Below are 26,239 nucleotides of genomic sequence, written 5' to 3'. Positions count from 1 at the left end.
CAGGTTAACCTGTCGGCGCAATCTCCCTCTTTTTTTAAAATGAGGAGTAGTCAGATGAAGGAAATTCACTTGAAGTTAAACGGAGAAATCAAGCGACTAACAAACAACACGTTTAAGTTTGACGAACGGATCGGAGAAGGCTGGTTTTCTGCCGTTTATTTTTTGAAAACAAAAGAAATCGCTGAAAAATATCTTCCCAATAATGAAGTATTAATGCAGTTCTTTCAAAAAAAACACGCTGTTCTTTGCGGAACGGATGAAGTGATTGCTCTGCTAAAAACATTCGCTAAAGACCCCGATCAGCTTGAAATTCATTCATTGGAAGATGGAGACAAGATCGAACCTTTTGAAACGGTTATGACCATTAAAGGGCCATACCAAAACTTCGGTTATCTAGAAGGGGTTATCGATGGAATCTTGGCTAGACGTACATCTGTTGCCACGAATGTGTATGGCGTGGTCAGAGCCGCAAGATCAGGTGGAAAAGACAAGCCTGTTATTTTCATGGGAGATCGTGATGATCATTACACACAGCAATCAGGTGATGGATATGCAGCATACATAGGTGGATCAAGAGCTCAAGCCACTCATGCCATGAATGAATGGTGGGGAAAAAAGGGAATGGGAACAATGCCTCACGCCTTGATTCAACTCTTTAAAGGGGATATTGTCAAAGCGAGTAGAGCGTATCACGAAACGTACCCAGAAGATGATCTGATGGCTCTCGTGGACTACAACAACGATGTGATTACCGATTCTTTGTTAGTAGCACGTGAGTTTGGAGACAAGCTAAAAGGGGTACGGGTAGATACATCCAATACGCTTGTAGACAAATATTTCACGAGAAATCCTGAATTGTTAGGCACGTTTGATCCTCGAGGCGTGAACCCTAAGCTTCTGTTTGCGTTAAGAGAAGCCCTCGATAAGGAAGGGTATCAACACGTTAAGATCGTTGCTTCAGGTGGCTTTGACTCAGAACGTATTGAAAGATACGAGGAAATTCATGCTCCAGTTGATATATATGGTGTTGGAAGCAGTTTACTCAAACTGAACGTTCCTTTTACTGGTGATAATGTGATGCTTGATGGGGAACATCAAGCCAAACTCGGACGTAAATATCGCCCAAACGAACGGTTGGAGCGAATTGATTTAAATGAGTAACGAAAAAGGTTGCGTCAGTTTGTCTGCCGCGGCCTTTTCGTTTGTTCGGAAAGGCAGGTCATTGAAATGGATCGAAAGCAAGCCTCCTTTATCGTTGATTTTGAACAAATGAAAAAGAAGAAACAAACCATTTATGAACAAGCATTAATGGACGTTTATGGATTGTTGTTTTCGTATGTTGAAAAGCATGCCAATCTAAGAGAAAAGGTGAGAGCGAAGCATCTGTTCACACATAAAGCCGGATTATCCAACACACAATTGGACAAAACCTATCAGCTTCACTTTGAGCATTGGTTTGTGTTTGACTACGTGACGGTAATTGGGTCAAGGGTATTCGATATGTTCGTACGAGAATCTAAAAATGATCTAACAAAGCCGATGCTCGATTTATGCGGACACCTCATGTTAATGACACTCGAGCCTGTTAAAGTAAATAAAGTATCAGGCGAAAGCATAACCGTGGAACGGTTAATTACTGGGGTCGAACAAGAAGTACAGTGTTTTTTGATATCACCGAATGTTACTGAGGGGGATTATGGGTTTATGAGGCTTGCCCCGGTAGGTTTCAGCACAAAAATCATTGGTCCAGGGTTTTCGATTGACCAACGAGAAGTCAATCGGGTGGAAAAACAGGTGAATGATGCCATTGACTCTCATCCTCAAGATGTGGAGAATGTGAAGGTGAAGCGTTTTTTAAAAGAGTATGGGATTGATTTTATCCGATACGCATCACGTATCTAAATAAAGGTTTTAGATCAAAAGAAAATGGAAAAGGTTACACTAGTATTACAACGAGGTAGAGCCATGGTTGAAAAGCTCTTAATCTGATATAATGATTTAGTATTTTTAGAAGGTATTCCCGAAAACGGACGCTTAGGCATATACTTTAGGTAACGGCTTAAACGCAATCGGGCACCATTTATGTGATTACTCAATTTTGGAGGTCCAATTATGACAATGTTTCATTTTATCGGGATAAAAGGATCGGGAATGAGCGCCCTTGCGCAAATTCTCAGTGATATGAAATATGATGTACAAGGATCGGATGTAGATAAAGTTTTCTTTACGCAAAAGCCGCTTGAAGAAAAAGGAATTCCTCTTTTTCCTTTTAATAAAGAGAACATTGAAGAAGGTCAGACGATTATTGCCTCCGCCGCTTATGGAGAAGACCATGAAGAGGTGCAAGAAGCAAAAGAAAAGGGGATCGAGGTTCAACCTTATCCTACATTCTTAGGTGAATTCATTCAGCGATTTACAAACATTGCAATTACAGGGTCTCACGGCAAGACGTCTACGACAGGTTTAATGTCTCATGTATTGCAACAGGCTAAACCAACCTCTTACTTGATTGGTGATGGAACGGGTAAAGGGGAAGAAAACAGTGAATATTTCGTGTTTGAAGCATGTGAATACCGTAGGCACTTCCTGCACTATCACCCGGACTATGCGATTATGACGAACGTAGACTTCGATCACCCTGATTACTTTAAAGACGTAAATGATGTTTTCTCAGCCTTTCAAGATATGGCTAAACAAGTGAAAAAGGCAATCATAGCGTGTGGAGATGATGAGCATCTACAACAGCTTACCGCTCAAGTTCCGGTGGTTTATTACGGACTGGGTGAGCAAAATGATTTCCAAGCGAAAAACATTCAAGTCGATTCTACAGGTACACACTTTGACGTATTTGTACGAAACACCGCTTACGGATCATTTACAATTCCGGGCTTTGGAAACCACAATATTTTAAACGCACTTAGTGTCATTGCTCTTTGTGAATATGAAAATATTGATGTAGCCATTGTTCAAGAGCACCTCAAAACGTTCACAGGTGTAAAGCGTCGTTTTAGTGAAAAGACGTTTGGTAACCAAGTTCTGATTGATGATTACGCTCACCATCCAACTGAAATTGCTGTGACAATTGAAGCGACAAAGCAAAAATACCCTAACCGGGAAGTGGTTGCGATCTTCCAACCGCATACCTTTACTCGCACACGGACGTTCTTGGACGATTTCGCTGAAAGCTTGAAAGAAGCAGACAAGGTTTACTTATGTGATATCTTTGCATCTGCTCGAGAAAAAGCGCAGGCCCTTTCCATTCAAGAATTACAAGATCGAATCCCAGGGGCTGTTCTCGTTGATGAAGAATCTGTTAATCAGCTTGTGCAGCACGAAACAGGCATCCTCTTGTTCATGGGAGCCGGAGACGTACAGAAATTCCAGGGTGCTTACGAGCGACTTGCGAAATAGACGAAACAACGAAGCGAATTCAATTTATATAATTGAATTCGCTTTTTTCGTGTGTGATTATTTGCGTTTAAGTAGCGGGAGAACGAATAGGATATGGTGGTGCCACACTCCCTAGTAAATCATGAATAGGCCATGGTGCTTGATTAAAGAGTGGTAGGTTCATTCATAGAAAAAACTGACCGTCCTTATCAAAGGAGCGGTCAGCTATGGGATTAAGACTACTTTAAATTTTCAGGGTTTAATGATTTTAGGTCCTCTACGACAAAGCGACCGTTTTCACGAATAAGTTCCCCATCAAAGTAGATGTTCCCACCACCGTACTCTGGGCGTTGGATATATACAATATCCCAGTGAATGGCCGAATCATTTCCGTTATACGCATCGTCATAGGCTTGACCAGGAGTGAAGTGGAAGCTCCCATCAATTTTTTCATCAAACAAAATGTCTTGCATTGGGTGCTTAATGAAAGGATTTACGCCAATAGCGAACTCGCCAATAAAGCGGGCACCTTCGTCCGTGTCAAAAATTTGATTGATTTTCTCCGTATCGTTCGCTTCTGCATTGACGATCTTGCCGTTTTCAAACGTGAGCTCAATGTTTTCATAGGTGAACCCTTGGTAAGGAGAAGCTGTATTATAGCGAATCGTTCCGTTAACGGAGTCTCTAACAGGGGATGTATACACTTCTCCGTCAGGAATATTCATATTTCCAGCACATTTTATCGCCGGGATATCTTTAATAGAGAATGTAAGGTCGGTTCCATCTCCGGTTATTCTGACTTGATCGGTATTGTTCATGCGCTTAACTAGAGCATCCATGGCTTCGTTCATTTTACTGTAGTCAAGGTTGCAAACATCGAAATAGAAGTTTTCGAATGCTTCGGTACTCATTTTTGCAAGTTGTGCCATCGAGGATGTAGGGTATCGTAGAACAACCCACTTTGTTTTAGGTACGCGAATATGGCGGTGTACTTTTGAACCGACAGTTTGGGAGTGAAGGCTCATTTTTTCAGCAGGAACATCAGACAGCTCCGTGATGTTATCTCCCGCTCTTAGGCCAATATAGGCATCCATTTTCTCCATGGCGAAAGCCTCAATGTCAGCCTGGAGTTGTTGTTGTTCGTTTGAAGCACCTGTAAAAAGGGTACGGTTAATATCATGGTCCTTTAAAAGAACCTGTGGATTCCCTCCAGCAGCATAGGCTTCTTCAACTAATGCTTTAACAAGTTCTTTTTGGATTCCGAAGTTTTCAATTAAAATATTTTCACCTTTTTGTAAATTAACGGAGTAATTGATCAAGTTTTTGGCTAATGTTTGAATACGGGGATCTCTCATCTTGTTTCCTCCTCTATTTTATGTAAGGACTATTGTCCTTCTTTAGTTTAACGTAAAAAGGGTGTGGAACTATAACAAATCTTTCTTTTTCCTAGAGGAATATACACAAAAAATGTAGAATAATGTACATGGGCAATGTTTTAATGATGCACAGGAGGTGGAGTTCACATGGAATGGTTATTGTATGTAAGCGCCTTTATCGCAGCTGGTGCTTTTGCTGTGTTGGTTATTTTTGTGATTTCAACTTTAAAGGCGGTGACAAAGACGCTCGAGAGCGTGGCTGGAACAGTAGAAGGAATGGAAAAGCAGATTGATGGTATTTCTAAGGAATCAACCGTACTTTTACATAAAACAAATCTGCTCGCAGATGATATTCAGAGAAAGTCCGATTCATTGAATGGTGTGTTTGATTCAGCGAAAGAGTTGGGTGACTCTCTTAAAACGGTTAACCAATCCGTGAAACGAATGTCTGACGCTGTTAGTCAGCGTGCGAATGAAAACTCGGAGCAAGTGGCACAAACCGTTAAATGGGCAAATGTAGCTATGGATGTGTTGGCAAAATGGAAAGCCAAGCGAGCTGAAGCAGAAATGAAAGCAAATACGGTTGAAAAAACAATGAGAAAACATGGGGAGGAATAAAAGATGACGAATCGCAGTGAAGAAAGCAGCAATATGAATACAAAGGATTTTCTTATCGGGACTTTGCTTGGTGGTATTGTTGGAGCATCGACTGCACTTCTTTTAGCTCCAAAATCAGGCAAAGAACTTCGTGATGATATCAATGAAGGTGCTAAATTGGCAAAGGAAAAGACATCCGAGATTGCTTCTACTGCCAAGGTGAGTACATCAAACTTTGCTCAAACCGTTTCTGAACAATCAACAACGCTTGTTGACCGTGTCAAAGAGTTAACACGAGCGGTACGAAAAGATGTTGAAGAGCTGACTGAATCCGCTGAAAGCTTAACAAATGATCTTCAAGGAGCAGGAGAAGAAATTGCTGCCAGTGTGAAAAAAGAAGTGGAAGAACTTCAGCGTTCTGTAGAAGAACTGGTACGTGAGGTAGAAGAAAAAGAAAAACAAAAAATTAAATCAGAATCTGATCAATCATAAAGGAGTTTCTTACGTATGAGCATGACAAAAATCACAACAGTAGAAGAGTGGGAAAAACTTCTAAGTGACGAGGAACAATTCTATTTCCTAAAAAACAGTACAACGTGTCCGATTAGTACGCAGGCCTTTGATGAAACAGAAAAGTTCAGCGAAGAGGCTCAAAGTGTTCCAGTATATTATTTAAATGTACAAGAAGCACGCCCTCTCTCGAATGAAATTGCGAACCATGTAAATGTAAAGCACGAATCCCCCCAAATTTTTTTAGTTGAGGGCGGAGAGGTAAAATGGCACGCGTCTCATTGGAATGTAACCAAGGATACTTTATCAAAAGCGTTAGATAAATAAATACCAAAGACCATCGAAAGGATTCCTTTTGGTGGTCTTTTTGGTTTGTGATGAGATTTAGCCATTCTTCCATGCTTATACCTTTCGGAGTTGGATCTTTTTGATTCCCGGGACGGTGTTCTGGGCGAGGTGGTTTATGTGAAGTTCACGAAACCCAACAGTGCCTTCAGCATTCACCGAAGACGCACGCTGGCACAGCTGCGGAAAGGGAGCGGAGCCTTACACACTAACTTGGGGGTATATTTCACATTGTTAAAAAGCACATGTCTATTTTAAGCAATGGGATAATTCAAAAATAGGTAGTTGTCACACATGACGTAGACACGCATATAGTAACAAAATAAAAAAAAGAAGAAAAAATTTTCTGTCAAAAATCGCTCTATGGCAAGGCTAAAACACTTTAGCGCTTAAAAGCGTTTAAGTTATAAAGAAAAATGGGGTGACAGAAAGAATCGTATCGTTTATAATAGTCCCTAATCGAAAAGAATAAGGTCAACACGATGCAAAAGGAGAGGAGTTATCAGCTATGGGTAACGAACAGTTAGAAGAGTTGAGAAAAGAATTAGACGAGGTCAACTTGCAATTGGTGGAGTTGATAAATGAGAGAGCAAAGTTAGCGAAAGAAATTGGGCGAGTAAAAAGTGCCCAGGGTCTAAATCGCTTTGACCCTGTTCGAGAACGTAAAATGCTAGATATGATTTCAGAAAATAATAAAGGGCCGTTTGAAACATCGACCCTTCAACATATCTTTAAGCAAATTTTTAAAGCAAGCTTGGAGCTTCAAGAAGATGATCACAGAAAAGCGTTATTGGTTTCTAGAAAGAAACAAGCTGATGATACAGTGGTCGTCATTAATGGTGAACGAGTAGGGGACGGACAGCAAAGATTGATTGCAGGTCCATGTTCCGTAGAGAGTTACGAGCAAGTGGACGCTGTTGCAGCAGCCCTTAAGAAACAAGGAGTGAAATTCCTTCGAGGTGGGGCGTTTAAACCAAGAACGTCACCATACGACTTCCAAGGACTTGGCGAAGAGGGACTTAAGATTTTGCGAGATGTAGCAGACAAGCACGGACTTGCTGTTATTAGTGAAATTGTTAACCCAGGAGATATTCCAATGGCTGTGAACTACGTAGATGTGATTCAAATTGGTGCACGTAACATGCAGAACTTTGAGCTATTAAAAGCTGCTGGAAGCGTGGATACGCCGGTACTACTAAAACGTGGTCTTTCAGCAACAATTGAAGAATTCATGAATGCTGCTGAATACATCTTGTCTAAAGGAAATAAAAACGTCATGCTCTGCGAAAGAGGTATTCGAACGTATGAGAAAGCTACTCGTAACACATTGGACATTTCAGCAGTACCGATTCTAAAGCAAGAAACACATTTACCAGTATTCGTTGACGTTACTCACTCAACAGGCCGAAGAGATTTGCTTCTCCCAACAGCGAAGGCTGCATTGGCAATCGGGGCTGACGGAGTTATGGCTGAAGTACACCCAGATCCAGCTGTAGCACTATCTGATTCAGCTCAGCAAATGGACATTGATGAATTCAACGATTTCATGGCTAAGCTTGAAGAGTCAGGTCTATATAAACCGCAACATAAAGCCGTAAAAGGCTAGTCTTGACTGAATGCAAGCCGCTCTCAGTATTACAGATACCGAGGCGGCTTTTGCTGTGTCACACCATAAATAGTGAATTTCTTCACAATACCTCTCTTCCATTTGAATGTACATAAAATTGTGCGGGGTCAGACCCACTAGCCGTCAACTTAAGGAATTATTGAAGGAAACCAGTATATGAAAGGTGTAGCCGGAATGTTCTTCGCTTTCCGCGGCGGTGCCGGAGAGCCTCCTCGCTTCGCTTGCGGGGTCTCTCCTGGCTCCCACTGCCGCAGGAGTCTGTGAACATTCCGGCTACACATCATCACATGCCCAAGTTCGTTTCGTTTATGACGAATAATAGTTTACGGGATCATTTGAGCAGGTATCAAGTAAAACAAAGACGCTTGTGTAGAAAGTTATTAAAACACAGTGTTAAAACTACACGATGAAGGAAGATGAAAATCCAATACTCTTACAGGTTGAATATGCTGTTTGTTTTATAGAGCTCATCTTCTATTAAAGTAGGGAATGGAGTGAAAGGTGGTGACTCCCAGCGACGAGCGTTTACATCTTGTGTATGCTACGAGTTGCTTCGACGCAGATGCTTCGGAGCATATGCTTGTAGAGGAAGAAGCAGGAAGCTCTTCAGCCGAAGACCCCGCAGAACGCCTTTCCCGAGGAGGCTAAGGCGATGCCCGCGGAAAGCGTCCACCTGTAACGGGAATTTATCCATGGTTAAAAAACCTTTTGAGAGAAAGCTTCTTTATTATGCGTGAACCCTGGGGGTCACATTAGTTATGTTTAAGTTGCAGGCTATGGGGACAGGCCCGCATCACCAAAGATCTCCTTTAGAAGGTTCATGTATATGTAGAGTGTGAAAGTGTCACCCTAAGAAAAAAAAGGTGTGAGACGATGAAAAGAGTGATGTGGGCTATCTGTATCGTGTTCCTTTTAATGGCTGGAGGTTGTGGGAATCCAGGTGAAGATGGTGAAATGGATAGTGCAATGGAGTACACGCAATTTACCAACCAAGCAGTGACTGCAAAGGAAAAGGAGACACTCGTTACTTTCTTGTCCGAGGCGGAGTCGTATATTCGTAAGCCCCTAAGAGAAACAAAGCGAACCGAAGATGGCGTGGTTGTATTTGAATCTTTTAAAACAAAGAATCAGCTTTACGAATACCTGCAACATGTCCTATCCAATGAGCTTTCTGACACTGTAGCTAGAAAAATAACGGACCTTAGCTTAAGCAGAGACGGGAATTACTTGGCAGCTGTGACCGATGTACGATGGCCTTCGATTTTAGATGCGGACCCTATGAGCATAGAAGTGATTCAACACAGTACCATACAATCTGTTGTGGAAATGGACATTGTAGAGAATGGAAGAACGGAGCGACTCCAATACACAATTATGAAAGAACGTGACGGGTCAAATCCAAAGATTGTACAAAAAACAATCCAATACAATTAGACATTATTTTCATATTTACAGGGTAAATATTTAAAAAAACATAAGAAATATTAGGATTAAGGTGAACGTAGGGGCCCAAATTGTCGATATAAATAAAGAATTTGCGCCCCTCCTTAAAGTGTCGTATCATAGCATTACGTTATGAAAACATGAAAACCATATAATGGTAATTGATGTAAGGAGGACTATAAATGAATATTACAATTTATGATGTAGCAAGAGAAGCGGGAGTCTCGATGGCAACAGTATCCCGTGTAGTCAATGGAAATCCGAATGTGAAACCTACAACAAGAAAGCGTGTGCTTGAAGCGATCGAGAGGTTAGGCTATCGTCCCAATGCGGTGGCAAGAGGGCTTGCCAGTAAGAAAACAACAACGGTCGGGGTTATTATTCCTGATATCTCAAGTATCTTCTTCGCCGAATTGGCACGAGGGATTGAAGACATTGCCACCATGTACAAGTACAACATCATTCTGTGTAACTCTGACCAAAATAAAGAGAAAGAAATTCACTTAATTAACACTCTTCTTGAAAAACAAGTGGACGGGCTGATCTTTATGGGTGGCGAAATTACGGAAGAACATGCACAGCAATTCAAGCAGTCACCTGTACCGGTTGTTCTTTCTGCAACAGTGGATAAAGAGAGGGAATTTCCTAGTGTAAACATTGATTATGAGCAAGGTGTTTACGATGCTGTCAAAGACTTTATTGATAAAGGTCACGAGAAAATTGCGATGCTATCCGGTACCCTGGAAGACCCAATTAATGGATACCAAAAATTTGCCGGATATAAGCGCGCATTAACCGATGCTGGATTGGAACTAAATGATGATTATGTGGTAATTGGTGATTATACTTACGATTCCGGTTTAGAAGCGATGAGCACACTTACTTCTTTGGATGACAAGCCAACGGCAATCTTCGCCTCTACAGATGAAATGGCATTAGGTGTGATCCATGGTGCTCAAGATAAAGGATTTAATGTGCCGGAAGACTTTGAAGTAATCGGATTTGACAATACTCGACTTGCATCAATGGTTCGTCCAACGTTAACATCTGTTGTTCAGCCTATGTATGATATCGGTGCAGTATCCATGAGATTGTTGACGAAGTATATGAATAAAGAAGAAGTAAATGACGATGTTGTATTGTTGCCACACCGCATAGAGTACCGTGATTCGACGAAGTCATCCGATTAATATAGACAAAGTACCAATCGGATGATAGAGAATATGGGGGAGAAAGATGAAGAAGCTCGATTACTTTACGCCGATTGGTATATTTGTTGGTCTTACCATGATCTTATTTGCAATCTTTTTTAACGCTGGAGCGGGGAACTTTCACTTTTTCGTTCAATGGACATCTATTGTCATTGTATTGGGCGGTTTATCAGCTGCCATTATGATTAACTTTACTAAGCAGGATCTTGCTCTCTTACCAAAGGTCTTTAAAGAAGCTTTTCATGCTAGAGATTATGATTTGAGTAATTTGATCTCAACCTTTAAAGATTTGTCCACGAAAGCGAGAAGAGAGGGTCTTCTTTCTCTTGAAATGGGCTTGGAGGAAGTGGACGATCCGTTTATTGAAAAGGGTGTTTTATTAGCGGTTGACGGAATTGAGCAAGAGACCATAAAGGATATCTTAATGGCTGAAGTAGTCGCCATGGAAGAGCGTCACCGCAAAGGTCGATACATAATTGAAAAAGCTGGAGAGTACGCCCCGGCTTGGGGAATGATTGGAACTCTCGTAGGTTTAGTATTGATGTTACAGAATTTAAATGATCCCGCAACGCTTGGACCTAATATGGCGATTGCACTTCTGACCACGTTATATGGGACACTACTGGCAAACTTAGTGTTTTTGCCAATGGCAAACAAGCTTGCGAATAAAACCGAGGAAGAAGTATTCATTAAACAAATCATTATTGAAGGGATCCTCGGTGTTCAGTCAGGACAAAATCCGAAAGTACTGGAAGAAAAACTGAGTGCTTTTTTACCGAAGAAAGCTAAAGTAAAAGAGGAAGAGGTTAAAGAAGGAGAGGCCGCCTATGATCAGGCGTAGAGTTCAAAGGTCAGAAAAAGGTGCACCAAAATGGATGGTCACTTTTTCAGACCTTATGACACTTATTCTAGTGTTTTTTATCCTTCTCTTTTCTATGAGCGTCGTTGATTCTCAAAAGTTTCAGGCTTTGGCCGAATCGTTTCAAGACCGTGCCATATTTGATAATTTCCCTTCCCTTATACCTGCAGAGCATCCCTCAGAAGATACTGAAGTAAATCCTAATGATTTGACTGAAATCGAGGAATTGATGCTTGATTTGGATGTTGAAGAAGACAAAGAAGAGTTGGACAAGCTCCTTCAAGAAGTAAATGAGTATTTGGAAACCCACGAACTTCAAGAAGAGATAAGTGCTTCACGTGATGAACGAGGCGTTGTTCTTGTACTACAGGAACAGACGTTATTTCGCTCAGCTCAGGCAGAAGTGCTAAGTGGAGCTAAGCCATTCTTAGATAAAGTGGGTACGTTGTTAGGAGAGATTCCTAACATTGTAAAGGTGGAAGGACACACGGATAGCCGCCCAATTAATACATCCACATTCCCTTCTAATTGGGAACTGTCAGGAGCAAGAGCTTCAAGTGTGATCCGTCACCTTACAAACGATTCAGACTTGGATGCAGGTCGTTTTATGGCTGTTGGGTATGGAGATACAAGACCTGTTGTTCCGAATACAACAGAAGAGAACTTAAGACAAAATCGTCGTGTTGTGATTGTGATTTCAGATCCGGAGTATCATCCGGAAGAGTCGTTCTAACACTCGACAATTTCCGGGGAAATACGTTTTCTCCGGACTTTTTTTCGTCTTCTTATAGAAAATCGGGAACAAGAATAGACAGTTTTAGGATTTGTCTATACAATATGATGAGAAATGGAACAGATGAAAGGCGGCGTTTTATATGAGAATTGGAATTATTGGAGCGATGAAAGAAGAGATTGATTACTTTTTAAAAGAAGGCACGTCCTTTACGGAAGAAAAGAAAGCCCACTTAACGCTTTATAAAGGAAGCTGGCACGGACATCAGGTTGTCATTACCCGTTGTGGGGTTGGAAAAGTAAATGCAGCGATCACCACACAGCTTTTAATTGACATCTATCATGTAGAAGCCATTATTTTTACTGGCGTAGCTGGCGCATTGGATCCTGAGTTGGAAGTTGGCGACTTAGTTGTATCTACTTCGTGTATTGAGCATGACCTGGATGCAAGTGCACTGGGGTTTGAACGTGGAGAAGTGCCTATGTTTGAGTACTCTTCCGTTTTTTCTGCTGACGAAGGTCTTGTGTCTCTCGCTTATGATGCAGCCATTTCCTTGAATGAGGGATATGTTAAAAAAGGAGTGGTCCTAAGTGGAGATCAGTTTATTGCCGATCCAGAGAAAGTAGTGGAGCTTCGCGAACGCTTTGATGGGACATGCGTAGAGATGGAAGGGGCATCGGTGGCTCATGGGGCCATGGTTAACCAAACACCGTTTGTAATACTCAGATCTATTTCTGATAAAGCAAACGGCGAAGCAGCTGGAAGTTTTGAAACGTTTGTCGAGCAGTCAGCAGTGCGATCTTCAAAAATAGTTGAGAGCATGCTTAGTCGCATGAAATAGACGTTGAAAAAGAAGCGAGGACAGAAGCATTTTAGTTAAGTGAACCCGAATAAATCGTATAAATTGTTTGGGTTAGCAGCTAAACACACGCTTTTTGTCCCAGCTTCTTTTGTTATAACGGTACATTCTTATGTTGTTTAAAAATAGGCTCAAGCGCTTTTTGAACGGTCCGCTCGTTTTTCTTTTCTATTTCTTTTTTTCGGGGGATGTCGGGGTAAATGGAATAGTCATCAAACCACGTTTCTGGAAGCTTTTCAGGTGATGATGTTTGCCAGCGATCAATCCAGCTCTTTGGTATAGGAGAGTGGATCACACTTTCGGTCTGATTGGTCATTTCCAACCAAACGAGAGACCAAGCTCTAGGAACAACTCGCCATATGTCGTAACCGCCGCCACCAACGGCAATCCAGCGCCCTTCACAGTATTGATGGGCAATCTTATGGGCAAGCCTAGGGATTTCATGAAAGATTTTCATTGTTGAACAAAGGTGTGTAAGAGGATCGTAGAAATGAGAGTCCGCTCCGTTTTGAGTAATAATGACATCTGGGCGAAAATATTCTGCAACCTCTGTAATGGCCTTTTCATAGCATTGGAGCCAAGATTCATCTTCCGTAAACGCTTCCAAAGGGACGTTAAATGAATATCCGTATCCTTCACCGGAACCACGTTCACTTACGCTTCCTGTTCCAGGAAACAAATAGCGTCCAGTTTCATGTAATGATAGCGTACATACATTGGGATCGTCATAAAAAGCCCATTGAACACCATCACCGTGATGTGCATCGGTGTCAATATAAAGGACACGGGCATCATATTTTTTTCGCATGTATTCTATGGCAATGGAGCTATCATTATAAATACAAAATCCTGAAGCCTTTCCTTTAAAGCCATGATGAAGGCCTCCACCAAGGTTTAATGCATGGTCGTATCCCTTGTTAAAGATACAGTCAACAGCAGTCAGTGTACCTCCTACTAACCACGATGCTGCTTCGTGCATAGAAGGAAAGGAAGGCGTGTCTTCCGTACCAAGACCGTACGTGGAAGCAAATGAAGCCTGACTTTGACTCGAACTCGCTTTTTTTACCGCTTCTACATAATCTCTCGTGTGGACAAGTAGCAACTCGTCTTCAGTGGCTAACCTTGGTTTAACGATATCCTCTTCTTTTAGAGCACCGAGTGTAAAAAGTAAGTCATTCGTTGTTTCAAGGCGCTTTTGATTGAAAGGGTGATTTTCGTTAAAGCGATAAGATAATTGCTCCTGGGAATAAACAAACACTGCTTTTCCCGTCATAGAGTCATCCCCGAGTTAAGTTGCGGCCATTTGACTAGATAATCATGGTCTTCAATACTTTGAACAAGTTTTCTTGTGTCCATTGTTTGGACTCGGAAGACGAGAATTTTTTTATCTGGATTTTTCCCAGGGTATACGAGAACGCTTTGAATATTAACACCCTTTTCGCTAATCAAATTCGCAACCTCAGTAAGCATACCGGCTACGTTTGGAACTTCTACTTCCAAGCGAGAGGTAGGTAGGTCTGCACCAGTTAGACGGACTAGTGTTTTTAGAAGGTCGGAATCTGTAATAATTCCTACAAGATGGTCATCGTGCTCAATGGGTAAGCAGCTGAAATGGTTTTCGACCATCACCGTTGCGGCATCTTCTACAAAGTCTGTAGGCAAAGCCGTAATAACATCGGTCTTCATTATTTCTGATACTTTCTTTTCAGCAAAGACACTTTCTGAAGGATTAAAAATGGAAGGGCTTGCATCTCGTAAGTCCCTGTCAGATACAATACCCTCTATGAACCCATCTTCTTGGATAACAGGTAGGTGACGAATTTTGTGCTTCTCCATTAGTTTAAATGCTTCCCCTAATGACGTGGAGGCGTTTACGGAAACCACATCGGTCTTCATTATTTCTTCTAACATCATAAGGCTTTCCCCCAATTTAGAAAAAATCAGAACATGTATTTATGCTTAAATCGAATGCGGTTAAACTCTTCTACAGATTCGCTATTCACACGGTTCCCGACTCTGGCCATAAGGCAATTGGCTGGGTGAGAGCAGATTTCCGGATCATCTGTGGCGTACCATTCGAGACCGCCTGCTTTCATGACCTTTTCCATCACATCTCTATATTCCCAAATAGATAATCCTGTACCTCTTAAATCCCAATGCCAATAATATTCGGTTGTAATGGTGATATAATCTTCCATCGCATCGTCCATCATTGAAACCTTAAGGATGGTTTTTGCAAGGTTGTACCCTCGATAGTCTGAGGATATTTCAATGGCTCCAAGCTCTATCAGGTTATCCATGTTGGCTTCTGACCATCGCTCAAGAGGATCAGGGTATAAAAAGGTTGCATAGCCAACGATTTTGTCTCCGTCTCTTGCAACGATAATCCTGCTTTCGGGCATTTCGATAACTTTTAAAAGGGCTTCCTTTTGCTTGTCCGGTGGACGAAACGCAACTAAGCCTTCATCCATTGTTAAACGCTCCAGTGTTTCTTTTTCAATTGGACCTTCAACTAAAAGGTTTTTGTCACGGTCTGTAATCTCGTAGGAGTGGTATGTTTTTCGGTGCTCCACGGGCAACCCACCTTTTCCACTAATCGTACCTCTTTTAAAATGCATTACTCTTGTTTCACTATATCATAATCAAGAAAAACATTGGAGAAATGACAAAAAATTCACACTATCGTAAATAAAAAAGAGGCTGCCCAAAGATACATGTTTCCTTTGGGGCAGCCTCGAAGCAATGTTCGTAGCTAGTGTCAATCACTTTGTACTTTAAATTACTTTTTTAAAAAGGTGATCAGATGATTAATCGTCCTCATGCTCATCATCTTCCTCATCATCATCCGGCTCGTCATCCGGTTCGTCATCCGGTTCGTCATCTGGCTCATCATCCGGCTCATCATCAGAATCATCGTTCTCATTATTACCGTTACCATTACCGTTATCGTTGCCGTTGCCGTTGCCATTGCCATTATCGTTGCCATTACCGTTACCATTACCGTTACCGTTACCATTACCGTTGTCATTATCGTTGTCTGATTCCTCATCACTGCTGTCCGAGTCGCTGTCATCTTCTCTGTTGCTGTCAGAATCGTCGTCATCGTCATCATCATCATCATTACTTGAAGAACCTGAACCAATTCTGACCGGAGAGCCTTGACTTGACTCTCTTCCAGCTACATCTACTGCGGTGACAACGTAGTAACCGGAAGAACCGGAGTAGGAGAAGGACTCATCCCAACGGACGCTGTCTACCTTACTGAAGTTTCCATTTGCTGATGAAGATCTATACACACGATACCCGATGACGTCATCATCAGAGTGAGCACTCCAACGAACAGAACTGCCTGAAGTAGTGACACTGTTTAGTGTACTTGGCGTTTGACCGTTATCTGGTGCATCTTCATCAGGGACTAATGTGTCCCAATCATCTGGTAGGAATTCAGCAAGATCACCATCAAAATCGAAGTATTCTTCTTTAACAGAAACGCCCGATCGGGTGAATTCAGAAGGTGTAGAATCTAACGCTTTATAGTTGTTATCACCGACTTTAACGTATCGAACTCTTTCAAGACTATCATCACGCTCTGTAGGAACGTGTTCTGCGTTAAACAAGTCTGTTGTAACAAGTCCGGCCTCACGACACAAATCGGAAGGGAGTAGCCCTGAAATCCCACAAACTTCTTGTCGGACAATACCGCTTGGTTCTTGGAAGTTCTCACCTGGATCCATAAGATCAGGGTTAATCTCATACGCTACATTCGCAAGTTCTGCCCACATCGTTTGAACTCTTCGTGAGTAGCTTAGAGATCCTTGACTAGAGTCTTCATAAGGAAGTTGTAGGTTATCTCGGTAGCCAAACCATACACCCATGGATATGTTCGGATTAGAGCCTACAAACCAAGCATCACGTACCCCTTGAGAAGTACCTGTTTTACCAGCCAAGTCGCTTGAGAAATTAAGCATGCTAGGTAATGCTGCAGCAGTACCTCCACCGGATTCTAGGACGTCTCTCATCATATCAATGCTTAAATAAGCAGTTTGTTCAGAGTAAACATCACGTTCGGTGGTTTCATGCTCAAAGACAACTTCACCGTCGTTTCTTTCAATGCGCTCAATCATATAGCTGTCTTTATATTTTCCGTTTCGAGCAAAAGTTGCATAAGCGTTTGTATTGTTCTCGACACTGATTACTTCAGAGCCTAATGGAAGGACTTCATACATTTCTTGATCAGATGGAACTAGATTATTATTCGTCAAAAATGGACGGATGTCGTTACCATCTGCACGGTTGTATTCTCTTACAGCAGGAACGTTTCTTGAACGTTGCAGTGCTTCCCGTATCGTCATAAGTCCACTGTATTGGTTGTTAAAGTTTGTAACAGGGTGCTCAGCGTACGGTGTTTCATAAGGGACATCTGGTGAGATGAACCCTGGTTGAACAGCTCCTAATTCCATTAATGCAGCAAATGTAAATGGCTTCATTGTGGAGCCGACGGATGTTCTAGCCTGTGTTGCTGTGTTGAACTGTTGGTCTGGGTCGCGTCCACCTACGAAACTGATTATTTTACCCGTATCATTTTCTATAAGTGTCGCGCCAAGTTCTTGCATGGCATCGTACTTAATTTCTTCACCGGTTTCAGAGTCTGTATCTTCAACTGTTAGATCACTGTAGAAATGCTCAAAGTTTTTCACAACTTCTGCTTGCGCATCATAGATCTCTTTATCAATTGTGGTGTGAATATGAAGCCCTCCACCGCGTAGCTCTCGTTCGGCTTTTTCTCTATATTCGTTAATAATTTCATTGCGTTCGGTTTCATCTTCAATTTCTGAAAGATCAATCTCAGCTTCTGTAATATATTGTTGAGCTAATTTACTAGTTGCTCGTCTTAACACTTCATACGTAACTTTAGGATAAAGCTCATAGTTGTCTTCCGTTCTCTCAGTCAAATCGGCAACAATATCATAATTGATATATCGCTCATACTCCTCAGAATCAATGTAGCCGTGACGATGCATTCGATCAAGTACTGTTCTCATACGACGAACACCAGGGTGATCATCATCAAAGTTTTCTTTTACTTCACCTGCCCCAGTGAACGGTGTGTAGCCAAACGGACTTTGTGGAAGGCCAGCAATAAAGGCAGCCTGTGGTATGTTTAGTTCATCCGCATCTACGCCAAAGATTCCTTGGGCCGCTGACTGAGCTCCAGCAATTTGACGCCCGTTAGCATTTCGTCCGAATGGAACAATGTTTAAATAAGCTTCAAGAATTTCGTCTTTTTCAAAGAATTGCTCCAATCTCATGGCGAGAAGGATTTCTGTTGCCTTACGATCAAACGAAACCTCGCTGGATAAGATTTGGTTTTTAATGAGTTGTTGAGTAAGGGTACTTCCTCCTGTTTGAACAGTAGAATTCGCGAACTCTTGGTATGTAGCTCTTAGCAAAGCTTTAGGTACAATTCCTTCGTGCTCGTAAAAATATTCATCCTCAGTTGCAATAACGGCGTCAATCAAGTATTGAGAAATTTCATCTAGCTCTGCTGGATGTCGTTCCAAATCAGAACGTACTTCCCCGACCTCGATACCGTCAGCAAAATAAATGGTGGACGTTTGCTCGTAATCATAGATGTCTTCCTTCATTTCATCGTAGCTTCGAATAGGCTCGTCTTTTACCAGAGAGGCAAAATAACCAGCACCTGCGCCTCCTACAAAGAAAATACTCATTAAACCAATTACGATAAATATTAAAAATAAATTCCAAACAACTTGAGATGTTACACGGAAGCCCTTTAAAACCGATTTGGTTTCACGCCGCCGAAATAAATCTCCGAATGAAAATTTTTTATCTGACATTGTTTAAAACCCCCTAGAAAGTCAACAATATTATAGCATATATTGATCCTTATTTAATACAATATGTATGGTTATGTCGTAATGTAGGTTTGACAGCTGTACGGATTTATGATAAAAATGGATAAATAATATAGCTAAAAGCAATGAAGAGAAAGCAGTAGCAGACGTCTCCCTGTATTTAGAGAGCCGGTGGTTGGTGAAAACCGGAACACAGTCGTTTTGTGAATTACATCTCTGAGCTTCCAAGTCCATTGGCGGCTAGCGGACCGTTATCCGTGAGTGGAAAATGACATCAATCATTTTCAACGAGGGTGGTACCGCGAGAATCTCGTCCCTTTTTTGGGAGGAGCTTTTTTTGTGTTTAAAATTAAGATAGAGGTGAAAAATCATGACGTTATTAGAAGAACTTCAGTACCGCGGCCTGGTTAATCAAATGACAGACGAGTCCGGACTTACGGATTTGCTTAATAAAGAGAAAGTATCCTTGTATTGCGGTTTCGACCCTACAGGGGATAGTCTGCATATCGGACACCTGCTGACAATCATTACCCTTCGACGCTTTCAACTCGAAGGTCACAAACCGCTTCCACTTGTTGGTGGGGCAACTGGTTTAATCGGCGATCCTAGTGGTAAAAAAGCAGAGCGTACATTAAATGAACAAAGTGTCGTAGAAGGATTCAGTGACAAAATCCGCGAACAGCTAAAACGCTTCTTGGACTTCGACGGCGAAAACGGCGCAAAGCTTAAAAACAACTATGATTGGATCAGTGAAATGAGTGTGATTGATTTCTTGCGTGATGTAGGAAAAAACTTCAGTCTGAACTACATGCTCGCTAAAGACTCCGTGGAGTCTCGTATCCAATCAGGAATTTCTTTTACGGAATTTAGCTACATGATTCTTCAATCTTACGACTTCTACCATTTGTACAAAGAAGAGAATTGCAAACTTCAAATAGGTGGAAGCGACCAGTGGGGCAACATTACGTCAGGCCTTGAGTTTATTCGAAAAATGTATGGTCAGGAAGAAGACGAAAAAGCAAAAGCGTTCGGGTTTACAATCCCACTTGTAACAAAAGCCGATGGTACAAAATTCGGTAAAACAGAAGGAGGAGCGATCTGGCTTGATCCGGAAAAGACGTCCCCTTATGAATTCTACCAGTTCTTATTAAACACAGACGACAATGATGTCATTAAGTTTCTGAAATTCTTTACGTTCTTAACACCTGATGAGATCGCTACTTTAGAAACAGAAGTAGCCGAACGCCCGCATGAACGAGCAGCTCAAAAGCGCCTTGCTGAAGAATTGACTCGATTTGTTCATAGTGAAGACGCAGTGAAGCAGGCTCAGAACATTTCAGCGGCGTTATTCGGAGGAGGAGACCTTAAATCACTTTCTGCAGAAGAGGTGAAACAAGGGTTTAAAGACGTCCCTTCATTCACCATTGAAGAAGGGAAGGGCCTCATCGATGTTCTTGTTGAAGGAGGCGTATCTCCATCAAAACGACAAGCGAGAGAGGACATCAAAAACGGAGCGGTCTACATTAACGGAGACCGATGCCAAGAGATGGATAAAACGATGAGTGATGAAGATAAGATCGACGGTCAGTTCACAATCATCCGCCGTGGTAAAAAGAAGAATTTCCTCGTTCATTACGAAGGGTAGTATCCAAAACAAACCGGTTCCTATTTAGGGACCGGTTTGTTTAGTTTAGAGGCTCGTTCAAGCCCCTTTATTCAAGGCAGCATCATTTCCAATCTACCCCTATAACCACAAAAAAAGCAGACCCAAAAGGATCTGCTTTTTTAAGCTAGTCAACTTATTAACGAGAGTAGAACTCAACGATAAGCTGCTCGCTGATTTCAGCTGGAAGCTCAGAACGCTCAGGAAGACGAGTGTAAGTTGCTTCTAGGTTATCAGTGTTAGCATCAAGGTAAGCTGGTACGAAGTCGTTTACGTCTAGTGCTTCCTTAACTACAGTTAGGTTGCGAGACTTTTCACGAACAGTGATTGTTTGACCAGGCTTTACGCGGTAAGACGGGATGTCTACGCGTCCACCGTCAACAACGATGTGACCGTGGTTAACCAATTGACGAGCTTGACGACGAGTGCGTGCAAGACCGGCACGGTAAACAAGGTTGTCAAGACGAGATTCAAGAAGGATCATGAAGTTTTCACCGTGGATCCCTTTCATGTTTCCTGCCTCATCAAACATGCGACGGAATTGACGTTCGTTCATTCCGTAAAGGTGGCGAAGCTTCTGCTTCTCTTGAAGCTGAAGTCCGTATTCACTCATTTTTTTGCGCTGGTTAGGACCGTGTTCACCAGGTCCGTAAGGGCGCTTTTGTAGTTCTTTCCCAGTTCCGCTTAGAGAGATACCTAAACGACGAGAAAGCTTCCAAGATGGTCCAGTATATCGAGCCATAATTAGCTCCTCCTTCGTAAAACGTATATTTGTGAAACAGAACAGTAAGTGGCGATCCCGATTACACAGTCATTTTATTTTCATGCACCATCGCCTCGACAGCTGGAGGTTACACGATGCACCTCGTACATAACGGGAATAAAATGAAACTATATAATGTTCACCTTTGGCTGTCTTATTTGCACAAAGAACAGTGTATAACGTCACAGGGGAAAAGTCAAGGGTGTCTTAAATAAACGCTGTTTTTGTAAACAAGAAACACAGGGATGAGCGATTGCGTCACGATTAAGCTTAAACCATATTTTTATTAAAGAAGAGGATAATCAAAAATCAAGAATTTATGCGAGCACAATCTAGAGAAAGGAGATCGTGTGAGGTGCAAAAAATATTTGAAAAACTTAGATTAAAAAAGTGCAAATCGTTGAATCAAGGGTATAATGACTATGAGCATGGGTAAATGGATGTGTATTCGGAGGTGAATCAAATGCCCACAAAGTCAATAAATTTCTCAAAGATCTTCTATTATATCATTAATGAAAAAGAAGAATCCTCATTTATTGACCTTTTTGATCCGGCCATACTTTTCATCGCTGATAAGAGAGGCAAGGTTTGGACGATGAAAGAACTAGGAACATTAGACAGAGAAATGATCCTTGCTTTCAATTCAATAGAAGACGAGTATAGAGAGCAAGGCTTTCCATACATATATAAAGGGTATAAAGTGGATGCTGTTACGGTGTCAATTAACCAAGATGAAGGAGTTTGGGATGGCTACCTTGGCATTTTGCTTCCATTAGATCATCCCCAAGCATCTGCTGTAAAAGCTTTCTTACACGGCTTTAAACAAACGGTGTCCATGAGTATGCAACTTGATGAAACAAACAGACGCTACCAATATGCCTCGACCAGAGAAAGTGTTCATGAGCGCGTCATTGACGTATTGTCCGATACAGATTATAACCATAGCCTTCATTTATTTGCTAAACGTTTGTTATTAACGGTCTCTGAGCTTATGGAAGATTGTACATTGGCTTTATACTTGTATGACAATACGTTAAATGCTTATCTTCCGTTTGAAACAACCGATACCCCCCAATGGGATTATGCGAGCTACGGAATTTCGGAACCTATCTTCTCAGAGGTGTTTAGGGAAAAAAGGGTGCAGGGGTTCACTATTGTTAACAAGCAAGACTTAGGCGGTAGGACTTTATTTAAAAATGACCACACCTATCATGATTTTGTAGCCGTACCAATATCATCTACAGATGCCACACTCGGTATGTTGCTTATGCTTCGAGAAGAAGGAGAATGTCACTTAAAACACTTGACGGAATTAACAGAACTTCTTTCTGCATTTACTCCTTGGATTAAAAGGTTGCTTGATTACAATTCGATGATTGAAGAAAAGAAGCGTAATGAGTTGTTACTTAAAGTCAACCAAAAATTCTATTCTTCTATGGATGTGCGGGGGATTTTAAAGGAGATGGTGTTTTCGTTACATGAGGCGTATCCTACATTTGAATCAGAATTATTGCTCACCCATGATCTTGATATGAAGGGTGTTTCGCTTCAAGTGAAACCTTTGGATATTAGTGATGACAATAGTCTAGCAATAGAAGCATATCTTACCGGTCGAGTCCAAGTAACGGATTGTCTTTCTTCAAGTAGCACGTATGTATATGTTCCTTTAAGAGGAAAGCAAAGCATATATGGAGTCCTTACATTGATATCTACAGCTAACCTTGTTTTTTCACCAGATGAGTTAGGGTTTATCCAAATGTTTGCAGATACTGGTGGAAATGCAATAGAAAATGCCAGATTATACGAACAATCCAATGAGCACATAACGAACCTTCAAATGATAAATAAAACAGCAGCTAAGCTGAATTCTAAGCTTAATTTACGTGATCTTTTAGCATACATGCGTACAAGTTTCCTAGAGTCCTTCCGTTGCGATGAAGTAGGCTTTGTCATGTATAAAGATGAAAAGATGGAGTATTTAAATGGGAGTACGGAAGCGTTTCAACAGCTAGATGTAAGGAATGTACTTAAAACGTATGTCAATCAATTAAATGAAGATGGTGTGTTACAAGGAAGTGTTCAAAGTAATGAGTTTTTCGAGTTTCAATCCATCATTGTCATTCCGATGGTCCATGATAAAACGATTAAAGGTGCTGTTGTTCTTCTGAAAAAAGAAGAGTATGGCTTCTCGTTTGAAAGTTATAAGTTAGTCGAGTCTCTCGTCCACCATTCCACATTAGCAATCATGAATGCCATGTTGCATGAAGAACTTGGAGAAATGGTGATTCGGGATTATTTGACAAAGCTTTATACACGAGCGTACTTAGATGAAAAATTAACAGAGTCTATGGAAAGTGATGCGTTCGGTTCCTTTATTCTTATGGATATTGATGATTTCAAAGTCATTAACGATACATATGGACATCAAGTGGGGGACGAGGTGCTCATTCAAGTAGCCAAGGTGTTAAAGGAACATACAAAAGACCGCGATGTTTCAGCGAGGTGGGGCGGAGAGGAAATGGCCCTTTACTTACCAAAGGTAGATGAGGCTAGAGCGGAGCAGGTAGCTAAGCGGATTTACAATAAAGTAAAAGAACAGACAGATCCTCGAGTCACCATTTCATGTGGGGTTTCTACGTGGTCCTATGGAGATGAAAAGTCTCGTATACGACTGTTTAATATGGCTGATCGTGCCCTTTATTTAGCAAAAAATTCTGGGAAAAGTCAGGTCCGCTTGGCAAGCGAATTGAAGGAATAATAAAAGCTGTACCATAAGGTCGTTTAATACCTTTGGTACAGCTTTTGTAGTAAAGGGATAGAGACTATATGTGTTTTACAAGTGTTTCTGTAAAACGAGTAAGAAGAAGCTCATCTTCTTGGCTGAAGCGGGATTTTACAGGGCTATCAATGTCAAGGAGGCCAATGAGCTTGCCATCTTTAACAAGTGGAAGGACGATCTCGGACTTCGATGCAGCATCACAGGCAATGTGCCCCGGAAAAGCGTGGACATCGTCCACTCGGATGACTTCTTGCTTCTCAGCTGCTGTGCCGCATACGCCTTTTCCTTTCTTAATACGAACACAAGCGGGAAGGCCTTGGAACGGACCTAGGACAAGCTCGTCTTCTTTCCATAAATAAAAACCAACCCAATTCACATCTGAAAGAAACTGGTTGAGGAGAGCGGAAGCGTTACTTAAGTTGGCAATTAAATCATCTTCGTCATATAAAAGACCCTTAAGCTGGGTAATAAGCGTGTTATATTGATTCTCAAGAGAACCTTGGTAAGTGCTAGATTCAAACATGTAGAACCCTCCTGAAATGAAATTTTGTAAAGTATATCATAGATAAAAGAGGACGTGAAAAAGAAAGGCTTAGCGTTTTTGCAGGAATTTTGTCTGCTTTGTTCGAATTACGATAGAATAAGGAAATTTGGTTTAATGTCTGGAGTGATCATTTGTGCCATCAAGGAAGGCCTCAAAAGAAAAAGTAATCAAGGCAGCCATTGATTTGTTCAATGTTCAAGGATATGCAGGAACATCAGTTAGAGATATAGCATCAAAAGCGGATGCAAATGTCGCATTGATCTCTTACTATTTTGGAAGTAAACAAGGTTTGTTGGAACATTTAATGACAGACTTTCTGGAAGGGTTTGTTGAATCAATCGAGAGGCACATCGAACATATTGACGAAACCGGAGCTGGAGCGGTGCTCTTGTCTGCTATGTGGGACGTCATGGCTTATCAGCAAAGAAGACACCACTTGGCGCGGTTCGTCCACAGAGAAATTACACTTGATACGATTTTAGTTCGTGAACTAATGACCACATATTTAACAAAGGAAAAATCCCTATATAAAAAGATTATTAAAACGGGCTACGAGAAAGGGGAATTTCGTCACCCACCAAATGATTATTGGGTGTTGCAATTTAGAGGGATGCTCATTCTACCCTTTCTCCATCCGCAATATATACGAGAGGTCTATCATCTCATGCCTCATGAAGGTCACTTCTTAAGCCGTTACTACCAAGAAATAACGAGGTGGCTCTCACCACTGTTCAATGGTGAGATTCCAAGAGAGCTAAAGGAGAGTCCTTTAGGATAGGGCTTTTGGTGATGTTAATGTTACACGATCACGAATAGCAATGATTCCGGTTCCGAGTTGTTTTGTTGCATGTGCGTCTGAACCGTATACACACGGAATATTTAATTCCTCTACTTCTTTGAGAACGTCAAAGGAAGGGTAGCTTTCGTCACAAAGGGGCTTGATGAAACCGGCTCCGTTTATGTCGAGCGATTGGTTTTGTTTCTTTATTTCTTTTAAAATAGGCAAAACCTTTGGTACATATGGAAATGAAACGGGATAGCGCTTTTGGAATTTCCTGACCAATGTAATGTGCCCAATCCGTTTCGGTTTAAATGGACCCAAGTCAGCTTTTGAAGACTGCAAGACTGTTTTGAAATAGAGGTTGTACAAGGCTTCGAGAGAACCACAGTCATGAACCGCTTGTAAGAACATGTCCGGTGAATAGTCTAGGCATGTATAATGATCATTTATCTTTAAAAAGTGGACGGACAAAATGGCATCATCAAGAAAAGGCCCGACATCATTCAAGAACGAACGGGTCTCTCTTTCCAATCCGTCAATGTAGTCTACCTCTAGGCCGATTCTTATATCAATCTCATTTTTATACTTCGTTTTTACGACCTGAAGCTCTTCCAAATACGATCTAAGGTGGTCTGGGTGCATCGCACTATCTTGATTTGGAACAGGATCTTGAAACGATGGAGGTAAAGGGGCATGTTCTGTAAATGTCATCCCTTTGTATCCTAATTTTATTGCTCTTTGAACATAGTCTTCGAAAGAATCGCTTGTCCCATGAGGACAATAAGCGCTGTGTACATGACCGTCGTGTTGAATCATCAATCGTTCACCCCTTTGTAAAAATCGATCAGATTTTGTCAACAAAAAGAAAAAAGTCAGAAAGAAC

At 41.5% G+C, this 26,239-nt stretch carries 24 protein-coding genes and 1 other annotated feature; of the genes, 16 read left to right on the top strand and 8 right to left on the bottom strand.

What is annotated here, in order from left to right:
* Positions 1-54 precede the first annotated feature (54 nt).
* The 3 genes from G476_RS0114235 to murC all read left to right on the top strand — a co-directional run bounded on the left by G476_RS0114235 (position 55) and on the right by murC (position 3,411).
* Positions 55-1,161 carry a nicotinate phosphoribosyltransferase gene (locus G476_RS0114235; RefSeq protein WP_026690699.1) on the top strand — a complete coding sequence of 369 codons (1,107 nt, stop codon included), beginning with the start codon at positions 55-57 and terminating at the stop codon, positions 1,159-1,161.
* Positions 1,162-1,227: 66 nt separating this feature from the next.
* Positions 1,228-1,902, top strand: coding sequence for a hypothetical protein (locus tag G476_RS0114230; protein WP_026690698.1), 675 nt, complete (start codon positions 1,228-1,230; stop codon positions 1,900-1,902).
* Between the two features lie 210 nt (positions 1,903-2,112).
* Positions 2,113-3,411, top strand: a complete 1,299-nt coding sequence (murC, locus tag G476_RS0114225) for a UDP-N-acetylmuramate--L-alanine ligase (RefSeq protein WP_026690697.1) — start codon at positions 2,113-2,115, stop codon at positions 3,409-3,411.
* A gap of 218 nt (positions 3,412-3,629) precedes the next feature.
* On the opposite strand, the gene G476_RS0114220 is transcribed toward murC, so the two are convergent.
* A complete protein-coding gene (locus G476_RS0114220) occupies positions 3,630-4,745 on the bottom strand; it encodes an aminopeptidase (RefSeq protein WP_026690696.1) in 1,116 nt (371 codons plus the stop codon).
* A 168-nt stretch (positions 4,746-4,913) separates the two neighbouring features.
* Between G476_RS0114220 and G476_RS0114215 the strand changes: the two genes are divergently transcribed.
* The 10 genes from G476_RS0114215 (at position 4,914) to G476_RS0114170 (ending at position 12,932) form a co-directional block, all read left to right on the top strand.
* Entirely contained in the window at positions 4,914-5,384 is a 471-nt protein-coding gene (locus tag G476_RS0114215; protein WP_026690695.1) for a DUF948 domain-containing protein, read from the top strand.
* A gap of 3 nt (positions 5,385-5,387) precedes the next feature.
* The gene (locus G476_RS0114210) at positions 5,388-5,855 is read left to right on the top strand and encodes a YtxH domain-containing protein (protein ID WP_026690694.1); all 468 of its coding nucleotides are present in this window, start codon (positions 5,388-5,390) and stop codon (positions 5,853-5,855) included.
* Positions 5,856-5,870: 15 nt separating this feature from the next.
* Complete coding sequence (gene ytxJ / locus G476_RS0114205) at positions 5,871-6,200, top strand: bacillithiol system redox-active protein YtxJ (RefSeq protein ID WP_026690693.1); 330 nt, start codon at positions 5,871-5,873, stop codon at positions 6,198-6,200.
* Between the two features lie 526 nt (positions 6,201-6,726).
* The gene (locus tag G476_RS0114200; protein ID WP_026690692.1) at positions 6,727-7,824 is read left to right on the top strand and encodes a bifunctional 3-deoxy-7-phosphoheptulonate synthase/chorismate mutase; all 1,098 of its coding nucleotides are present in this window, start codon (positions 6,727-6,729) and stop codon (positions 7,822-7,824) included.
* A gap of 522 nt (positions 7,825-8,346) precedes the next feature.
* Positions 8,347-8,493, top strand: a complete 147-nt coding sequence (locus G476_RS23615) for a hypothetical protein (protein ID WP_156906573.1) — start codon at positions 8,347-8,349, stop codon at positions 8,491-8,493.
* A 225-nt stretch (positions 8,494-8,718) separates the two neighbouring features.
* Entirely contained in the window at positions 8,719-9,279 is a 561-nt protein-coding gene (locus tag G476_RS0114190; RefSeq protein WP_026690691.1) for a hypothetical protein, read from the top strand.
* A gap of 191 nt (positions 9,280-9,470) precedes the next feature.
* The gene (gene ccpA / locus G476_RS0114185; protein WP_026690690.1) at positions 9,471-10,478 is read left to right on the top strand and encodes a catabolite control protein A; all 1,008 of its coding nucleotides are present in this window, start codon (positions 9,471-9,473) and stop codon (positions 10,476-10,478) included.
* Between the two features lie 46 nt (positions 10,479-10,524).
* On the top strand, positions 10,525-11,340 hold the full coding sequence (gene motP, locus G476_RS0114180; protein WP_026690689.1) for a flagellar motor protein MotP: 816 nt from the start codon (positions 10,525-10,527) through the stop codon (positions 11,338-11,340).
* Complete coding sequence (gene motS, locus G476_RS0114175; RefSeq protein ID WP_035186547.1) at positions 11,327-12,091, top strand: flagellar motor protein MotS; 765 nt, start codon at positions 11,327-11,329, stop codon at positions 12,089-12,091. Before motP ends, motS begins: the two co-directional genes overlap by 14 nt.
* 142 nt (positions 12,092-12,233) lie before the next feature.
* Positions 12,234-12,932, top strand: coding sequence for a 5'-methylthioadenosine/adenosylhomocysteine nucleosidase (locus G476_RS0114170; protein ID WP_026690687.1), 699 nt, complete (start codon positions 12,234-12,236; stop codon positions 12,930-12,932).
* Positions 12,933-13,044: 112 nt separating this feature from the next.
* On the opposite strand, the gene G476_RS0114165 is transcribed toward G476_RS0114170, so the two are convergent.
* The 4 genes from G476_RS0114165 to G476_RS22085 all read right to left on the bottom strand — a co-directional run bounded on the left by G476_RS0114165 (position 13,045) and on the right by G476_RS22085 (position 18,808).
* On the bottom strand, positions 13,045-14,223 hold the full coding sequence (locus G476_RS0114165) for an acetoin utilization protein AcuC (RefSeq protein WP_026690686.1): 1,179 nt from the start codon (positions 14,221-14,223) through the stop codon (positions 13,045-13,047).
* A complete protein-coding gene (locus G476_RS0114160) occupies positions 14,220-14,864 on the bottom strand; it encodes an acetoin utilization AcuB family protein (protein ID WP_026690685.1) in 645 nt (214 codons plus the stop codon). Before G476_RS0114160 ends, G476_RS0114165 begins: the two co-directional genes overlap by 4 nt.
* Before the next feature lie 26 nt (positions 14,865-14,890).
* A complete protein-coding gene (locus G476_RS0114155; protein WP_026690684.1) occupies positions 14,891-15,523 on the bottom strand; it encodes a GNAT family N-acetyltransferase in 633 nt (210 codons plus the stop codon).
* Positions 15,524-15,757: 234 nt separating this feature from the next.
* Positions 15,758-18,808: a transglycosylase domain-containing protein gene (locus G476_RS22085; RefSeq protein ID WP_084405749.1), complete on the bottom strand. Its 3,051-nt coding sequence runs from the start codon at positions 18,806-18,808 to the stop codon at positions 15,758-15,760.
* A 134-nt stretch (positions 18,809-18,942) separates the two neighbouring features.
* Positions 18,943-19,147, top strand: a binding site (T-box leader).
* Positions 19,148-19,193: 46 nt separating this feature from the next.
* Here G476_RS22085 and tyrS point away from each other — a divergent pair.
* The gene (gene tyrS / locus G476_RS0114145) at positions 19,194-20,471 is read left to right on the top strand and encodes a tyrosine--tRNA ligase (RefSeq protein ID WP_281170461.1); all 1,278 of its coding nucleotides are present in this window, start codon (positions 19,194-19,196) and stop codon (positions 20,469-20,471) included.
* Positions 20,472-20,628: 157 nt separating this feature from the next.
* Here the strand turns inward: tyrS and rpsD are convergent, their stop codons facing one another.
* Entirely contained in the window at positions 20,629-21,231 is a 603-nt protein-coding gene (rpsD, locus tag G476_RS0114140; protein ID WP_026690682.1) for a 30S ribosomal protein S4, read from the bottom strand.
* 484 nt (positions 21,232-21,715) lie between these two features.
* Here rpsD and G476_RS22940 point away from each other — a divergent pair, with 484 nt between their 5' ends.
* Positions 21,716-24,010 carry a sensor domain-containing diguanylate cyclase gene (locus G476_RS22940; protein ID WP_051314811.1) on the top strand — a complete coding sequence of 765 codons (2,295 nt, stop codon included), beginning with the start codon at positions 21,716-21,718 and terminating at the stop codon, positions 24,008-24,010.
* Between the two features lie 64 nt (positions 24,011-24,074).
* Here G476_RS22940 and G476_RS0114125 read toward each other — a convergent pair whose 3' ends face one another.
* Positions 24,075-24,554 (bottom strand): GAF domain-containing protein, encoded by a 480-nt coding sequence (locus tag G476_RS0114125; protein WP_026690681.1) that lies wholly within the window; start codon positions 24,552-24,554, stop codon positions 24,075-24,077.
* Positions 24,555-24,708: 154 nt separating this feature from the next.
* Between G476_RS0114125 and refZ the strand changes: the two genes are divergently transcribed.
* Entirely contained in the window at positions 24,709-25,353 is a 645-nt protein-coding gene (gene refZ / locus G476_RS0114120) for a forespore capture DNA-binding protein RefZ (protein ID WP_026690680.1), read from the top strand.
* On the opposite strand, the gene hisJ is transcribed toward refZ, so the two are convergent.
* Positions 25,345-26,172: a histidinol-phosphatase HisJ gene (hisJ, locus tag G476_RS0114115; protein WP_026690679.1), complete on the bottom strand. Its 828-nt coding sequence runs from the start codon at positions 26,170-26,172 to the stop codon at positions 25,345-25,347. The genes refZ and hisJ overlap by 9 nt on opposite strands.
* Between the last annotated feature and the right edge of the window lie 67 nt (positions 26,173-26,239).

The organism is Alteribacter aurantiacus DSM 18675 (genome assembly GCF_000429705.1).
Lineage (GTDB): Bacteria > Bacillota > Bacilli > Bacillales > Salisediminibacteriaceae > Alteribacter > Alteribacter aurantiacus.
This window is presented reverse-complemented; position numbering and strand designations above follow the sequence as displayed.

Coding starts and splice junctions, on each gene's coding strand:
- G476_RS0114235 (WP_026690699.1), top strand. CDS start 55: ATGAAGGAAATTCACTTGAAGTTAAACGGAGAAATCAAGCGACTAACA.
- G476_RS0114230 (WP_026690698.1), top strand. CDS start 1,228: ATGGATCGAAAGCAAGCCTCCTTTATCGTTGATTTTGAACAAATGAAA.
- murC (WP_026690697.1), top strand. CDS start 2,113: ATGACAATGTTTCATTTTATCGGGATAAAAGGATCGGGAATGAGCGCC.
- G476_RS0114220 (WP_026690696.1), bottom strand. CDS start 4,745: ATGAGAGATCCCCGTATTCAAACATTAGCCAAAAACTTGATCAATTAC.
- G476_RS0114215 (WP_026690695.1), top strand. CDS start 4,914: ATGGAATGGTTATTGTATGTAAGCGCCTTTATCGCAGCTGGTGCTTTT.
- G476_RS0114210 (WP_026690694.1), top strand. CDS start 5,388: ATGACGAATCGCAGTGAAGAAAGCAGCAATATGAATACAAAGGATTTT.
- ytxJ (WP_026690693.1), top strand. CDS start 5,871: ATGAGCATGACAAAAATCACAACAGTAGAAGAGTGGGAAAAACTTCTA.
- G476_RS0114200 (WP_026690692.1), top strand. CDS start 6,727: ATGGGTAACGAACAGTTAGAAGAGTTGAGAAAAGAATTAGACGAGGTC.
- G476_RS0114190 (WP_026690691.1), top strand. CDS start 8,719: ATGAAAAGAGTGATGTGGGCTATCTGTATCGTGTTCCTTTTAATGGCT.
- ccpA (WP_026690690.1), top strand. CDS start 9,471: ATGAATATTACAATTTATGATGTAGCAAGAGAAGCGGGAGTCTCGATG.
- motP (WP_026690689.1), top strand. CDS start 10,525: ATGAAGAAGCTCGATTACTTTACGCCGATTGGTATATTTGTTGGTCTT.
- motS (WP_035186547.1), top strand. CDS start 11,327: ATGATCAGGCGTAGAGTTCAAAGGTCAGAAAAAGGTGCACCAAAATGG.
- G476_RS0114170 (WP_026690687.1), top strand. CDS start 12,234: ATGAGAATTGGAATTATTGGAGCGATGAAAGAAGAGATTGATTACTTT.
- G476_RS0114165 (WP_026690686.1), bottom strand. CDS start 14,223: ATGACGGGAAAAGCAGTGTTTGTTTATTCCCAGGAGCAATTATCTTAT.
- G476_RS0114160 (WP_026690685.1), bottom strand. CDS start 14,864: ATGATGTTAGAAGAAATAATGAAGACCGATGTGGTTTCCGTAAACGCC.
- G476_RS22085 (WP_084405749.1), bottom strand. CDS start 18,808: ATGTCAGATAAAAAATTTTCATTCGGAGATTTATTTCGGCGGCGTGAA.
- rpsD (WP_026690682.1), bottom strand. CDS start 21,231: ATGGCTCGATATACTGGACCATCTTGGAAGCTTTCTCGTCGTTTAGGT.
- G476_RS22940 (WP_051314811.1), top strand. CDS start 21,716: ATGCCCACAAAGTCAATAAATTTCTCAAAGATCTTCTATTATATCATT.
- G476_RS0114125 (WP_026690681.1), bottom strand. CDS start 24,554: ATGTTTGAATCTAGCACTTACCAAGGTTCTCTTGAGAATCAATATAAC.
- hisJ (WP_026690679.1), bottom strand. CDS start 26,172: ATGATTCAACACGACGGTCATGTACACAGCGCTTATTGTCCTCATGGG.